This window comes from Winogradskya consettensis (assembly GCF_018332715.1).
GTDB classification, from domain to species: Bacteria; Actinomycetota; Actinomycetes; order Mycobacteriales; family Micromonosporaceae; genus Actinoplanes; species Actinoplanes consettensis.
Genome location: NZ_BOQP01000034.1, coordinates 127,947 through 141,880 on the forward strand (window position 1 = coordinate 127,947; position 13,934 = coordinate 141,880).

Here is a 13,934-nt window from a genome sequence, read left to right on the forward strand (position 1 = left end):
CGCAGTGTCGATCCGCTGATTCGTGCACTCTGGCCGGGTGCTCAGAGGCGTACTGAACGAAGGAGCCCACGGATCCGGCCCGCGGCCGTCAGTCCGTGGGCTCCAACCGCTGCACCAGTTGCGCGACGTCGGCCGCGTATTCGTACCAGTCGCGGTCCGACTGGAATCCCAGCTCAGCGTTGACCTTCAGCATCGACTCGTTGTGCTGCGCATTCCACGTCTGCACCTGCCGCAGGGTGGGCTCGGCCGTCCGCAGCTCGAAGAGCATCCGGGCCTTGATAGCCCGGTCGATGCCGTAACCGCGGTGCTTGCGCACGACGATGGTGTCGTACTGGTCGGCGCGCTCCGGGTGCTGCGCCGGCACGACCAGCTCGGTGAGACCCGCGACCTCGCCGGTCTCCTCGTGGATCGCCAGCACGACGTAGGGCTTGAGGCCCCTGCGGTGCAGCGTGTCGAGGCTGTCCCGCAGACGCTGCGGGTCCGCGGAGCTCGGGCGGCTGTCGGGATCGTTCTCGTCGCCGTCCTGTGCCTCGAGCTTGGCCTGGGCGTATGCCTCCAGCAGCGGCTGCGACGGGCCGCCCGGGTGATACTCGACCCGGTAACCCGGGCTGATCCCGCTCGCCATGGCGCTCAGCGAGCTCCAATCCACGCTGGACAGGTTGAGCACGCTGCGTGTCTCGACATAGTCCTTCGAGAAGCTCATCGACTCGTAGAAAGCGATCGCGGACGTGCCACCGATCGCCTCGACGCTGATAGTGGAGAAGCCCTCGAGGTAGGCACGGCGCGCGGCGACCGCCACCAACTGCTGGCCGAGGCCACGGCGACGCAGATTCGGGTGCACGAGCACCTCGAGCACGCCGTCGTTGCCGAGCAGCAGCAGCGTCACATGCCCGAAAACCTGGCTCTCACCCTCGGGGAGACGGTCGTCCTCAGCTACCCAGCTGATCCGGCGCTCGCCTGGCATCGTCTCGGCCAGGTATTCCCTGACCTGGATCTCCTGCCATGGTGGATCTTCCGGAAGGTCTGTGGCCAGCACCTTGTTCAACGTCTCCACGAGCGATCGGATCTCCTCGTCCGACGCAGACCGGGGATCCCATTCACGCACCCTCACGAGTACAGCTTGCCGGTATCTCGACCATCAGGGAAGTGCCAGCCCGGCAAATGTACGCGAACCATCACTGTCGGTTGCGGATTAGCCCCGGCTCAGCTGCCCATATTGGTTGGCCATCCGGTAGACCTCCTGGGCGTACGGGCGGACCGCGTTGTAGGTCAAAATGGCCTCCCACCAGGCGTCCGGCTTGGACATGTCGCGTCCGCCCTTGCACAGGTAGGTGGCTGTCGCGAGTGCCGCGTCGTCAATGTCGTTCGGGTTCGAAATTCCGTCATTGTCGGCGTCCACAGCGTTACCCACTGCGAGCTCGTTCCAGGTCTGTGGGATGAACTGCATCGGCCCGACCGCCCGATCCCACGTTGTGTCCTTGTCGAGCAGGCCCTGATCGGTGTCCCGGATGGCCTGTCGGCCGCCTTCACCGTTGAGCTGCAGGCCGAAGATGTCCGGGGACACCGTGCCGTCGGTGTTGAGCACCGAGTTCCCGGTGCTGCCATGATCCGACTCGACCTTGCCGATCGCGGCGACCGTGGTCCAACTGAGATTGCAGGTCGGTGTCCGACGAGCAGCGACAAGCTGGGCGTAGCCGTACGCCTGGACGGCGACGACCGGGATGCCGGCGCGAGTGCCGGTCTCCTGAGCCCACCCGGCGAGGGCATCGGCGGGCCGTGCCCCGGTCACTGCGCCCGGGGTTGTGGCCGTGGGGACCCCCGTCGGCAGTGCGGGCGGAGTAATCACCCCGGCGCCGGTGCTCAGGCTGGGCAACGGCGCGGCGGAAGCCGATGTCGCCGGCACTCCCGCATCCTGACCGAAGCCTGGGGTCACGCTGGGCGTGGGCGCCGACTCCAGAGCCTGCGGAACGAGGTACGCCCCGGCTGTCCCCGCGGCGCCGAGCAACAGCACAGTGACGACGGCCGGGAGAATGAACCTGCCGGTAGGACGCTTCGCCCACTCGGAGGTACTACGGGCCATCCGAGCAGGGTTGGCCTTCCGCAGGCCCCGAGAGGCGGACCCACGGGAGGACGGCGCCCGGGAGGCGAGCGCGAGAGCGGTCACCGAGGGCGGAGCCATGCTTCCGACATACGAGCCCTTGTTCGGGCCGCCCTTGCCAGCCTTCTCCCCAGCAGCCGACTTGGCATCCTTGCCTGCGTCGCTCTTGCTTGCGTCGCTCTTGCTTGCGTCGCTCTTTCTCGGGGTCGTCTTGTCGGTCGGCGTGGCCTTGGCTGCCGTCAGGGGGGCATCGGTGGCGGTGGCGTCGGCTCCGGGTTTTGTAGCTGGGGAGGCAGCCTGCTTGGCAGGTGCTTCTTCCTTGGGCTCGTCAGCTCCGGTCTTTTCGGTCGCTTTGGGTTCGCTCGCTTCGAGGCCCTCACGCTTCGGCTCCGGGGCGGAGCGACTCGGGGTCGCGGGCTCTGTAGCTGTGGCCGTTACGTCTTGGGTGGGCTTGGGCTCAGGGGTCTCACGAGAACTCGGCACCGTTTCACCTGCGGGCACCGTTCCGCCCGTAGATCCGGTCCCGCCCGTAGATCCTGTCTCGCTCGTAGATCCGGTCTCGCCCACAGGCATCGTTCCGCCCGCGGACATCGTGTCTTCCTCGGGCGCCGCGCCGGAGCTGCCGAGGGGGCCTCCGAGGTGCGGTGCCGCCGGACGATGAGGAGGTTTTTTCTGCCCGTCAGCCACCCGCAAGAGAGTACCGGGCGAACGCTTGGACGCAGGTTATGGATCAGACTCGATGGAGGTTTCCGACAACCGCGCAACTGCGTTGCAGCGGATCACCGCGTCGAGCCCCTACCCTGTGCGGATGCCGCGATACGACTTCCGGTGCCGCGCCTGCGGCGACACGTTCGAGATCAATCGACCGATGGCAGAGTCCGCCGCGCCGGCAACCTGCCCGCAGGGCCACGCCGACACTGTCAAGCTCCTCTCCACCGTCGCCGTCACAGGCCGAGGTGGCGGAACTTCGCCGACCCCGATGGCGGGAGCCACCGGCGGCGGTGGCTGTTGCGGCGGCGCCTGCGGCTGTTAACCCTGTGGGCTCCGGCCATGACCTTGCCTCCGGTTGACAGGCCTCCGGGACCAAGGTCACCACCTCATCTCGCGCGGCGCATTGCCATCGGACCGCGCACCGCGGATATCTCGTCTGCGCGGCAGGCGAAGCCAGACTGCTTTCCTACTGTCAACGCGTCTCGCCGGGCGGCGTCTCGCCGGGCTGCTGACGGTGCGCTGCTGGCCTTTGTGTCCGGTGCGGTGCTTGTCCCTGAGCAACCCTTGGGCTTGATCCTGAACATGGAACTGGGTCTGGTTCTGCCGCGAGATCCTGACTCGGTCTTCGGGGCCGCGTCGAGGCTCGAGTCTGGGCTCCGAGGCTGCGCTGACGCTCGGGCTGGTCTCCGGGGGTGCACCGGGGCTTGGGCTCGGTGTCCGGGGCGCCTCGATGGGCTTTCTGTCCGGGGCTGCACCGAGGGATGGGCTTGGTCACCGGGGGCCGCATGGGGCGGGTGGCTTGGTCTCCGGAGCCGCTCACAGACCGGGCTTGGTCTCTGGCCCACGACGAGACGGGCCTGATCTCCGGGCCTCACCAGGACTGGGCCTGGCCCCTGTGCCGTACCAACCTCGGGCGCTAGTCCCTGGTCCGTACCAACCTTGGGCCCTGGTCCCTGGTCCGCACCGACCTCGGGCGCTAGTCCCTGGTCCGTACCAAGACTGGTGAGCCTGGTCTCCGGAAGCCGCACCGGCACCGGGGGCATGGGCCAGGGCCGTGGCACGGGCGTGGGGGCGGGGGCATGGACCGGGGCGTGGGGCGGGGGCATGGCTTGGGCGTGGGGGCATGGGCAGGGTCACGTCGGCGGAATGGCCTGGGTTGCATTCGGGGGGTCGCGTGACTGTTCTCGGGTTTTTGTGTTGCGGGGATTGCTGTGGCTGTTTGGGGCGGAGGGCTTCGTTGCGTTGGGTTACGGATCTACGACGCGGATGGCTGATGTTGCGCGGCGTTACCGGGGTGATGGGTGGTTGGTTCGGTGTTCTTGCGGTGGTGATGTGGGGTGGGCGGGGTGGGGTGGCGGGCACGGAAGGGTCCACCTAATGGGTGGCGCTTGTGGTTGACGGGCAGCTGTTGGGCGGGCAAGGCGAGGCTGCATCGGCTTGTTGCAGAGAAGTGGCATGGGTGCGCGGTGAGCAGGCGGGTCGCAAGATCGATACGGTCGGATCTGGTTGACGGCTGTGGTGAATGTGGTCTGAACTGGGCGGGTTCGAGTTGGGGGCGGCCGGTGGGGGTTGGGTTGGTTGCCGCAACCTTTGGGGCTTGCTCTGCGTTCGGCTTGGGGCGGGCCCTGTGGTGGGGCTGTCCAGCGAGGGCGATCTCTTTGGTGATCGGGTGGTGACCATGTGGAGTCGCACAGGTAATCGCACTGGGCGACCCTTGTGGGGACGTACGTTCGGGTCGGCGGAAGTGGCCGACTACCGCGTGACTGGAATATGAACCGCGTCGTTACGTCACTCGTAGTGCCGTACGAGGTATCGACAGCTCGTCCGCAGGTCGGCCTTCACGGGGTGGCTGTGGTGGGTTGATGGTTACCGAACGTTTCTACGATGTCCGGCGTGATTGCGGTGCGGCAGCATGAAACGCGACTTCCCGAGGGGGCGGAGGTTCATACCGTGTTGGGACGGACCGAGCTGCCGAGTGGGCTGGTGACCTTCGTGTTCACCGATATCGAGGGCTCGACGCGTTTGGCCCGGATGCTCGGCGAGGGGTACGGCAGCGTGCTCAATGCTCATCGAGAGCTGCTTCGAGAAGCTCTGCGTAATCACTCCGGTGTGGAGCTTTTTACGGAGGGTGACTCCTTCTTTGTGGCCTTCGGCGATGCCACAGACGCGGTTGCTGCTTGCGTAGCGTCACAACGGGTGCTCGACGCGTACCCGTGGCCTAGTCCTGATGCGGCGCCTCGGGTGCGCATGGGTATCCATACGGGGTGGGCGACACCGCGTGCCGGCGAATACACGAGCACCGAAGTGCACCGTGCCGCTCGGGTGGCGGCGGCGGCCCATGGCGGCCAGATTCTGTGCTCGGAACCGACGGCCCTCGCGGTGACAACGTGGTCGGAGACACTCCAGCCCGACAGGCACGCCGAATCCGCGAAGGCGTCCGATGTGCGCGCTGAATCTGCGAAGGCGCTGGATGCGCAGGACGAGCCCGGAACCGGAACCTTCGACGGGGCGCGTGCGGCAGGGACCGTCATGACCGATGTTCCGGTCGTCGGGCGCGGCGAGCGGGACGACATTCTGGTCTCGCTCGACCTGCTTGACCTCGGGCTGCACGTGCTTCGCGGGTTCGACGACTCCGAGCGGCTCTTTCAGGTCGTCGCGCCGGGACTCGAGCGTTCTTTTCCGCGGCCCAGGACGCCGGGGGCGCCGGTGCACAACATTCCTTCGGCGGTTACTCCGTTCATCGGGCGGCAGCCGGAGGTGGCTGAGCTTCGTGGGGTGATCGGGCGGCACCGGATCGTCACTGTCGCGGGGAGTGGCGGGGCGGGGAAGACTCGGGTTGCGCTTGAGGCTGCTCGGGACGTGCTGACGGCGTACCCGGATGGGGTCTGGGTTGTCGATCTTGTTGATGGGAGTCCGGAGCGGGCGCTCGCTGCTGCGATGGGGGTTCGCTCCGAGCCGGCGCGGCCGATCATCGAGTCGATTGTCGAGCGGTGCGGGAACGGGCGGATTCTCGTTGTTCTCGACACTTGTGATGCTCAGCCGGCCGAGGCGAAGCGGCTGGTGCGACGGTTACTTGCGGCCTGCCCGCGCCTCGATGTGCTGGCGACGTCGCGGGCGCCGGTTGGCGTACCAGGCGAAATGATCTGGCGTCTTCCCGGGTTGGCGCCGGCCGATGCCTATGCCCTGCTCGCGGAGCGCGCCGAGACGGCACGCGGTGGCCGGCCCGGACCGCACGACGAGCCTGCCGATCTGGCACGGGTCGCCTCGAAGCTGGACGGGCATCCGCTGGCCATCGAGCTTGCTGCTGACCGGCTCCGGCTGTTTTCGGCGGCGCAGCTTGCGCCCCGCTTGGATGATCCGATCGCAGCTCTGGACGCCGGCCGCCCTGGTGCGGGCCTTGGCAGCGGACGATTCGGTCGGGCACTTGACGCCGGCCGCACCGACGCGGGTTTTGACGCCGGCCACGCTGATGCGGTTCTGGACGCCGGCCGCGGCGATGCGGTTCTCGGCGCTGGCCGCGGTGATGCGGTTCTGGACGCTGGCCGCGGCGATGCGGTTCTGGGCGCCAGCCGCGGCGATGTGGTTTTGGAGGCCGGGCGTGCCGATGCGGGGTTTCATGTCGGGCGAGTCGGTGGGGTTCTTGATTCCCGGCGTTCCGGTGCGGTTGTTGACGTTGATCGTGCGGGGGCGTCCTTTGATCTGAGGCGTTCGGGTGCGGCTCTGGATGGCGGAGGTTCTGGCTCTGCTCTTGGTATCGGCCGGCCGGGTGTTGCCGATACGGAATCGGTCGGCGGCAGGGCCTTGGCGCGAATGTCCGGCGCGGGCACTCGGCGAGCGGCTGCCGAGGGACGAGCGGAGGGCCCAGCGGCGGCCGAGGGCCCAGCAGCGGCCGAGGGGCGAGCGGCGGCCGAGGGGCGAGCAGAAATCCGAGAAGCGGCAGAAGTCCGAGTAGCGGCTAAAGGGCGAGCGGCGGCTGAAGGGCGAGCGGCGGCTGAAGGGCAAGCGGCGACTGAAGGGCGAGCGGCTTCGGATGGGTGGCTTGGTTCGGGTGGGCGGCTCGGGATTGAGCGGGCGAGGGCTGATGTGGTGGGCGTGTGGGATGCGCGGGCTCGTCACGACAGTTTGACCGCGAACCTTGATTGGTCGTATCGGGGGCTTTCGGGGCCGGCTGCTGCGTTGCTCCGGCGGTTGGCGGTGTTTGCGAATCCGGTTGAGCTTTCCACTGTCGAGTGGTCCGGGGACGATGGGTTCGGGGCGCTTTCGGAGTTGGCTGATCGGTCGTTCGTCGACATTGTCAGCGGGCCTCGGTATCGGTTGTCGGAGCAGGTGAGGTCGTACGCTTCCCGGCGGCTCAGCGGTGCGGGGGAGGAGCGGGCTGCGCGGGAGCGTCATGTGTTGTGGTCGCTGCACATCCTTGACGGGGTTGTGGTTGACACGGATGGGCAGCCGCGGACGGTTTCGTTGACGGAGCTGTCGCCGTACGTGAAGGAGTGGGAGGCTGCGCTCCGGTGGTCGGTCACCGCGGGCAGTGTGCGGGCGGGACTGCGGCTTGTTGGTGCCCTCGACCCGTGGTGGCGTGAACACGGTGGTGCCCGCGACGGACGGGACCTGCTCTACCGCCTGTACGGCCGGGTGCCCCACGGCAGTGGCGCGCCCCGGCGGATCAGTGGCGACCCCGGTCAGCCGTTCACCGATGACGACCCCGATGGCATCAGTGCTGACGAGCTGGCTTCCGCGTACCTCATGCATGCGGGTCTGGCAGCCGACCGGGAGGAACGGACCCGATTTCTGAAACGGGCCGAGGCTCTTGCGCGGCAGGCAGGCAATTCTGCTCTGCTCGTACGCGCGATGGCCGGTCACCACGTCTCGCTCCTCGAAGCGGGACTGGTCGACGAAGCCGAGCAACTGTGCCGTGACGTCATCGCGCACGCCGAACGGTCCGGGGTGGCCGGCGCGGCCCTGCCCGTGGTGGTCGCGCTCGCTGAGCTGCTCTGGCGCCGGGACGCCCTGGACGGGGCCGCGGAGACGCTCGGCGGCGCCCGGGTGCTGGAGGCTGGGCGGCCCGAGGACCGCGGACGGCGTACGGTCGACTGGCTTCTGGGCATGGTCGCGTTGCGCCGCGGTGACCTGGTCGCCGCGCACGATCATCTCGTGGTGGCGCTCCGATCGCGGCTGCGGCACGGGTTCCGGGGCGCGGCGGCGGACGCTGTGGCGGCTATCGCTGTCCGGTGCGCGCTCGGCGGCGATGCGACGACCGCGACTCTGCTGTTCGGTGGTGCGGAATCCGTTCGCGGGGCTCGGCGGGCAACCCAGTTCGGGAGCTTCTGGGCCGCGCAGCAGGCAGCCCTGCGGCGAACCCTCGGCGACGCCGCCTTCGACGCGGCCTACGCGGACGGCGCGGACAGCGGCTTCACCACAGCGGTCGCCACCGCCCTCGCGGTCGAACACCCCGACATGGAACACCCCGCCGCCCGCTTCGCCCAGACCCTGCGCTGACAAAGGCCCGGCAAGGCAAGTCCGGGGCGCACCTCACAAAAGGGCGCAGGAAGAAGGCGCCCGGCTCCTCAGGGAAGCCGGGCGCCGCGAGAAAAGGCCGGCTACCCGATGAGGGCCTCGGCGCGGTCCACATCCGAGGGGTTGACCGCCTCGAGGGAGCCGAAGATGCTGACCGCCTGGTAGTAGGTCCAGGCGAGGGAGAGGCACGCCGGCCGGACGAGGCTGGAATACGTGGCGCACTTTCGCTTCAGTTCGGCGTAAAACATGTTGTCCAGGCGGGCCTTGTTCGCGTCGAAGGTCCCGATTTCTTTGTAGTTGCGGTAGCCGAAGTCGTGGTGCCAGCAGGCGAGGGTGAAATCGAAGCCGAGGGGATTGTCCGGGCTCGATGAGCAGTAGTCGGTCGTCCAGTTGAAACCGTACGACGTCCACGCGGCCTGGTTGAGGCGGGCGGAATTCCAGCTTGCGGTGCTTGCCTCGGTGGTCTGGGTCCACGTCGACAGGACCTCGGCCTTGGTCGGGGCGGCGGCCTGAGCGGCGACGGCCGCTGGGGCGAGTAGGGCGAAGGCCGTGAACGTGACGATGAGCGAGCGGCGGAGCAACCGAACCATGCGGGGCCTCCAAGCGAGAACGTTTACGGTCAACAGTCTTGGAGAGACGGGTTGCAAAATACAAGGCGATCAATGGATTTTCCCTTAACGATGTCTCAACTCGGTGCGCGGTATTCCTTCGCTCCCGCGCGCCGTGCTGTCATGAAAAGCGGTGTGGGATCGGGCAGCTATGGTGTGATCGTGCAGGCGACCGCTCCATGATCCGATTACCGCTGGTCCGACAGGGACCGTTGAAGGCTCTGGCTGTTCGGGTCCTGGCCGCGGTGGTGCTCGTGCTCCTCACCGTCACGGTCATCTACGTGGATCGGGACGGTTACCGGGACATCAACGAGGATGGCCTGACGCTGCTCGACTGCTTCTACTACGCGGTCGTGTCGCTCTCGACCACCGGTTACGGCGACATCACCCCGGTGACGGCGCACGCCCGGCTGGTCAACATCCTGTTCATCACCCCAGCGCGGGTGCTCTTCCTGATCATCCTGGTCGGCACGACCCTCGAGGTGCTGACCGACCAGTACCGGAACAGCCTCCGGGTGAACCGGTGGAGGCGAAAGTTGAAGGACCACATCATCGTCTGCGGCTACGGCACCAAGGGCCGGGCCGCGGTCGCCGCTCTATTGGAGACCGGCTACGACAAGACCCGGATCATCGTCGTGGAGAGCCGGGACGAGGCATTGCGCCAGGCCGCCGCGAACGGTCTGGTCGCGGTCGAGGGCAATGCGACCCGCTCGGCCGTGCTACTCGAGGCCGACGTCAAGAACTGCAAAGCCGTGATCATCGCGACGGACAGCGACGAGGCCTCCGTACTCATCTCGTTGACGGTCAGGCAGTTGACCGCCGGGCAGGTGCGGATCATCGCCTCGGTCCGCGAGCAGGAGAACGCCGCACTGCTCAAGCAGAGCGGCGCCCATCACGTCATTGTCTCGTCGGCCACGGCCGGCCGCCTGCTCGGCCTCACCACCACCACGCCACCGCTGATCGACGTGGTCGAGGATCTGCTCACCCCCGGTCAGGGCATGGCCCTCGCGATGCGCTCGGCCGAACGCGCCGAGGTCGGCCAGAACCCCCGGTCGCTCCAGACCCTGGTCGTCGCCCTGATCCGCCGCGGCAAGGTCGTCCCGCTCGGCGGCGAGCAGGCCCTCACCATCGAAACCGGCGACATGCTCATCTACATCCGCGACGAGGACAACAGCGCCGTCGTCGGGGCGTGAGCAGGCGTAATCAAAAGCAAGATCAAGATCTGGCTGTCGTAGCTGGTTGCCGATAACTGACCGTCGCTCCCGCCGAGGCCGGGCCCGGAGCTCCAGGAGCTGGCGCTCCAGAACGGATCTCCGGACCCTTCATTCTGCGTGCGCGCAAGGTCAAGAGCACCAGGTCAAAAGCGGGCCAGGTCAAAACAGGGCCAGGTCAAAAGCCGCCGGGTGAACGGCGGGCCGGGTCAACGGTGGGCTGGTCAGAGGATTGTCCAGGTGTCGCCGGAGGTGAGGAGGTCGCTGAGCATGGCTTCGGGCGTACCCGTGGATTGGGCTTTGGCGTCGAGAAGTTGTTTCTGGATGAGCTCGTCGTAGGACGGTCGCTGGACGTTGCGGAAGATGCCGATCGGGGTCGTGTTGAGATCGGAACCGGACAGCCGGCTGAGCGCGAAGGCATAGGCCGGATCGTCGACCGTCGCGTCGTGCACCACCGGGGTCTCGGTGCCGAGGTCGGCTGACGGAAGGACCGAAAGGCCGAAGCTTCCGCCGGGGTGCACCACCGAGAACTGCTGGTCGGTGCCGAAGGTGATCGGCTGGCCCTGCTCGAGCCGGATCAGGTGCTCGTCGCGGGTGCCGGGGTCCTTGATGAGGTCGAAGGCGCCGTCGTTGAAGATGTTGCAGTTCTGGTAGATCTCCACGAACGCCGAACCCTCGTGCTCGGCCGCCGCGCGCAGCACGGACTGCAGGTGCTTGCGATCGGAGTCGATCGTGCGGGCCACGAACGTCGCTTCGGCACCCAGCGCGAGAGACAGCGGGTTGAACGGCGCGTCGGCCGAACCCACGGGCGTCGACTTGGTGACCTTGCCGATCTCCGAGGTGGGTGAGTACTGCCCCTTGGTCAGGCCGTAGATCCGGTTGTTGAACAGCAGGATCTTCAGGTTGACGTTGCGGCGCAGCGCGTGGATCAGATGGTTCCCGCCGATCGACAGCGCGTCACCGTCGCCGGTCACGACCCACACCGACAGGTCCGGGCGGGACACGGACAGGCCGGTCGCGATCGCCGGGGCCCGCCCGTGGATCGAATGCAGACCGTACGTGTTCATGTAATACGGGAAGCGCGACGAGCAGCCGATCCCCGAGACGAAGACGGTGTTCTCCCGCGCGATGCCCAGCTCCGGCATGAAGCTCTGCACCGCGGCCAGGATCGCGTAGTCACCGCAGCCGGGACACCAGCGGACCTCCTGATCGGACTTGAAGTCCTTGGTCGTCAGCTTGACCGGGGTGAGCGGGATGCTAACCATTTTTGACCACGTCCTCGAGCGTGTTCTCCAACGTCGCGGCCGTGAACGGAAGACCGCTGACCTGGTTGAATGCGACCGCGTCGATCAGATATCGGGCCCGGATGACATGCGCGAGCTGACCCAGATTCATTTCCGGAACAACTACCTTGTCGTACGCGGAAAGCACGGCACCCAGGTTCGCCGGCAATGGTGCGAGGTGGCGGAGATGGGCCTGGGCGATCGGTAGTCCGCGCTGACGCAAGGCCCGGCACGCCGCCCCGATCGGTCCGTACGTGGAGCCCCAGCCGAGAACGAGCACGCGCGCGTTCTCGTCCGGATCCTCGACCTCGACATCGGGCACCGGGATGTTCTCGATCCGTGCCGCGCGGGTGCGGACCATGAATTCGTGGTTCGCCGGGTCGTACGAGATGTCCCCGGTCTTGTCGGCTTTTTCCAGACCGCCGATGCGGTGCTCGAGGCCCGCGGTGCCCGGGATCGCCCACGGCCGCGCCATGGTCTGGGGATCGCGCAGGTAGGGCAGGAACCGGCCGTCGTCACCGTTCGGCTCGGTGGTGAAGGCGACCGAGATGTCGGGCAGGTCGGCAACCTCGGGAAGCAGCCACGGCTCGGACCCGTTCGCCACGTAGTTGTCGGAGAGCAGGATGACCGGGGTCCGGTATTTCAGGGCTATCCGGGCCGCTTCGATCGCCGCGTGGAAACAGTCGGACGGCGACCTCGGCGCGATCACGGCCAGTGGCGCCTCGCCGTGCCGGCCGTACAGAGCCATGTTCAGATCGGCCTGTTCGGTCTTGGTCGGCATGCCCGTGGACGGCCCGGCCCGCTGCACATCGATGATCACCAGCGGCAGCTCCAGGGCGATCGCGAGGGAGATCGTCTCGCCCTTGAGTGCCACACCCGGGCCTGAGGTGGTGGTGACCCCGAGCGCCCCACCGTACGAGGCTCCGAGCGCGGCGCCGATCGCCGCGATCTCATCCTCGGCCTGCAACGTCGTGACACCGAACCGTTTGTGCTTGCTCAGCTCGTGCAGGATGTCCGACGCCGGCGTGATCGGATAGGCGCCCAGAAACACCGGCAGCTTCGCCCGGACTCCCGCGGCGACCAGGCCGAGCGCCAGCGCTGCGTTGCCGGTGATGTTGCGATAGGTGCCCGCCGCCATCCTGGCCGGCTTGACCTCGTAACGGACGGCGAAGTCCTCGGTTGTCTCGCCGAAATTCCAGCCCGCGAGGAACGCGGCCTTGTTCGCCGCCACCAGCTCGGGACGCTTGGCGAACTTGCGCTCCAGAAAGCGCAGCGTCGACTCGTAGGGCCGCGAATACATCCAGCTCAGCAGGCCGAGGGCGAACATGTTCTTCGCACGCTCGGCGTCCTTCTTCGACAGCCCGGAGCCGGCCAGCGCCCCCACGGTCATCGACGTCAGCGCGACCGGATGCACCGCCCATTGCGACAGGGTGCCGTCGTCGAGGGGGCTGACCGCCCACCCCACTTTGGCCAGGTTTCGTTTGGTGAACTCGTCGGTGTTGACGATGATGTCCGCGCCGGGCGGCAGATCGGCGAGGTTGGCCTTGAGCGCGGCCGGATTCATCGCCACCAGCACATTGGGGGAGTCGCCGGGGGTCAGGATGTCGAAGTCAGCAAAATGGACCTGAAAACTCGACACACCGGGCAGCGTCCCCGCGGGCGCACGGATCTCGGCGGGAAAGTTGGGCAACGTCGAGATGTCGTTGCCGAGCTGGGCTGTCTCCGAGGTGAAACGGTCACCGGTCAGCTGCATGCCGTCCCCGGAGTCGCCCGCGAACCGGATGACAACGCGATCGAGCTGCTCGACAGGCTTAGCGGGAACCGTCACGTGTCCAACCTCCTGAGTGTGCAGGTCGGCGGGTACGCACGTCGCTGAGGCGACCCGCGTTCGTCACTTCCAGACTACGACGGTGCCCCTTACATTTCTGCCCGGTGCCGTCGCGTTTCGGTGCTGTCGCTGCTGGGCTCTGCCGGTCCAGAACCACCTTGCCAGGCGAGTCCAGCCTGGGCCACTCAAGTTCGGCTCGAGGTTCGCTAGGCTGCGCCCGTGGACGGGTATCTGGGTTCTTACGCACTGCTGGGCCTCGTGCTGGCGGCGGGAGCTCTGGTCTTCGTGCTCGCGTTCGGGGCGAACAGGCTGCTCCGGCCCGCGAATCCCGCCGAACCTGCGGGCAAACGGATCGCCTACGAGAGCGGCATCGACCCGGTCGGCGGGGACTGGGCGCAGGCACAGATCCGGTATTATGTCTATGCGTACCTATATGTACTTTTCGCGGTAGAGGCAGTATTTCTCTTTCCGTGGGCCGTCATCTTCGACCGGCCCGGCTTCGGAGCGGTGAGCATCGCCGAGATGGGCATCTTCGTCGCCGTCCTCGCGCTGGGCATCGTCTACGCCTGGCGCAAGAAGATTCTGACCTGGACGTGATCCGCCTCATCGGCCCAGCTCACAAGATCGACGCCTGAGCGTTTCCCCAGAGCCGGGGTGGCGGGCTCGCCAGGCCGCAGCGCG

10 protein-coding genes and 2 pseudogenes are annotated in these 13,934 nt (G+C 67.3%); 6 read left to right on the top strand and 6 right to left on the bottom strand.

Features of this window, described 5'->3' with window-relative positions; translation table 11 throughout:
- Nucleotides 1-88 precede the first annotated feature (88 nt).
- Together Aco04nite_RS29460 and Aco04nite_RS29465 are read right to left on the bottom strand one after the other, a co-directional pair.
- Nucleotides 89-1,111 carry a GNAT family N-acetyltransferase gene (locus Aco04nite_RS29460; protein ID WP_213000498.1) on the bottom strand — a complete coding sequence of 341 codons (1,023 nt, stop codon included), beginning with the start codon at nt 1,109-1,111 and terminating at the stop codon, nt 89-91.
- An 81-nt stretch (nt 1,112-1,192) separates the two neighbouring features.
- Nucleotides 1,193-2,080 carry a lysozyme family protein gene (locus tag Aco04nite_RS29465; protein WP_213000499.1) on the bottom strand — a complete coding sequence of 296 codons (888 nt, stop codon included), beginning with the start codon at nt 2,078-2,080 and terminating at the stop codon, nt 1,193-1,195.
- A gap of 826 nt (nt 2,081-2,906) precedes the next feature.
- Here Aco04nite_RS29465 and Aco04nite_RS29470 point away from each other — a divergent pair.
- A complete protein-coding gene (locus Aco04nite_RS29470) occupies nt 2,907-3,131 on the top strand; it encodes an FmdB family zinc ribbon protein (protein ID WP_213000500.1) in 225 nt (74 codons plus the stop codon).
- 1,562 nt (nt 3,132-4,693) lie between these two features.
- Nucleotides 4,694-5,668, top strand: a pseudogene (locus tag Aco04nite_RS50270) (adenylate/guanylate cyclase domain-containing protein); the annotation flags it as partial.
- 210 nt (nt 5,669-5,878) lie between these two features.
- Here Aco04nite_RS50270 and Aco04nite_RS50275 read toward each other — a convergent pair.
- Entirely contained in the window at nt 5,879-6,811 is a 933-nt protein-coding gene (locus Aco04nite_RS50275) for a YdhT family protein (RefSeq protein WP_213000633.1), read from the bottom strand.
- 90 nt (nt 6,812-6,901) lie between these two features.
- Between Aco04nite_RS50275 and Aco04nite_RS50380 the strand changes: the two are divergent.
- Nucleotides 6,902-7,150: pseudogene (locus tag Aco04nite_RS50380) on the top strand (winged helix-turn-helix domain-containing protein); the annotation flags it as partial.
- Nucleotides 7,151-7,270: 120 nt separating this feature from the next.
- On the top strand, nt 7,271-8,305 hold the full coding sequence (locus tag Aco04nite_RS29485) for a hypothetical protein (protein WP_244876407.1): 1,035 nt from the start codon (nt 7,271-7,273) through the stop codon (nt 8,303-8,305).
- A gap of 101 nt (nt 8,306-8,406) precedes the next feature.
- Here the strand turns inward: Aco04nite_RS29485 and Aco04nite_RS29490 are convergent, their stop codons facing one another.
- Nucleotides 8,407-8,913, bottom strand: a complete 507-nt coding sequence (locus tag Aco04nite_RS29490) for a phospholipase (RefSeq protein ID WP_213000501.1) — start codon at nt 8,911-8,913, stop codon at nt 8,407-8,409.
- Nucleotides 8,914-9,110: 197 nt separating this feature from the next.
- Between Aco04nite_RS29490 and Aco04nite_RS29495 the strand changes: the two genes are divergently transcribed.
- Entirely contained in the window at nt 9,111-10,124 is a 1,014-nt protein-coding gene (locus Aco04nite_RS29495; protein WP_213000502.1) for a potassium channel family protein, read from the top strand.
- A gap of 242 nt (nt 10,125-10,366) precedes the next feature.
- Here Aco04nite_RS29495 and Aco04nite_RS29500 read toward each other — a convergent pair whose 3' ends face one another.
- Nucleotides 10,367-11,407 carry a 2-oxoacid:ferredoxin oxidoreductase subunit beta gene (locus Aco04nite_RS29500; protein WP_213000503.1) on the bottom strand — a complete coding sequence of 347 codons (1,041 nt, stop codon included), beginning with the start codon at nt 11,405-11,407 and terminating at the stop codon, nt 10,367-10,369.
- Nucleotides 11,400-13,178 (bottom strand): 2-oxoacid:acceptor oxidoreductase subunit alpha, encoded by a 1,779-nt coding sequence (locus Aco04nite_RS29505; protein ID WP_244876402.1) that lies wholly within the window; start codon nt 13,176-13,178, stop codon nt 11,400-11,402. The genes Aco04nite_RS29500 and Aco04nite_RS29505 overlap by 8 nt, the downstream gene beginning before the upstream one ends.
- A 294-nt stretch (nt 13,179-13,472) precedes the next feature.
- Here Aco04nite_RS29505 and ndhC point away from each other — a divergent pair, with 294 nt between their 5' ends.
- On the top strand, nt 13,473-13,850 hold the full coding sequence (ndhC, locus tag Aco04nite_RS29510) for an NADH-quinone oxidoreductase subunit A (RefSeq protein WP_213000505.1): 378 nt from the start codon (nt 13,473-13,475) through the stop codon (nt 13,848-13,850).
- Nucleotides 13,851-13,934 lie beyond the last annotated feature (84 nt).

Bases quoted from the DNA above. Each gene is read 5' to 3' on its own strand.
- Aco04nite_RS29470 (WP_213000500.1), top strand. From the start codon at position 2,907: ATGCCGCGATACGACTTCCGGTGCCGCGCCTGCGGCGACACGTTCGAG.
- Aco04nite_RS29490 (WP_213000501.1), bottom strand. From the start codon at position 8,913: ATGGTTCGGTTGCTCCGCCGCTCGCTCATCGTCACGTTCACGGCCTTC.
- Aco04nite_RS29465 (WP_213000499.1), bottom strand. From the start codon at position 2,080: ATGGCCCGTAGTACCTCCGAGTGGGCGAAGCGTCCTACCGGCAGGTTC.
- Aco04nite_RS29495 (WP_213000502.1), top strand. From the start codon at position 9,111: ATGATCCGATTACCGCTGGTCCGACAGGGACCGTTGAAGGCTCTGGCT.
- Aco04nite_RS29500 (WP_213000503.1), bottom strand. From the start codon at position 11,407: ATGGTTAGCATCCCGCTCACCCCGGTCAAGCTGACGACCAAGGACTTC.
- Aco04nite_RS29505 (WP_244876402.1), bottom strand. From the start codon at position 13,178: ATGCAGCTGACCGGTGACCGTTTCACCTCGGAGACAGCCCAGCTCGGC.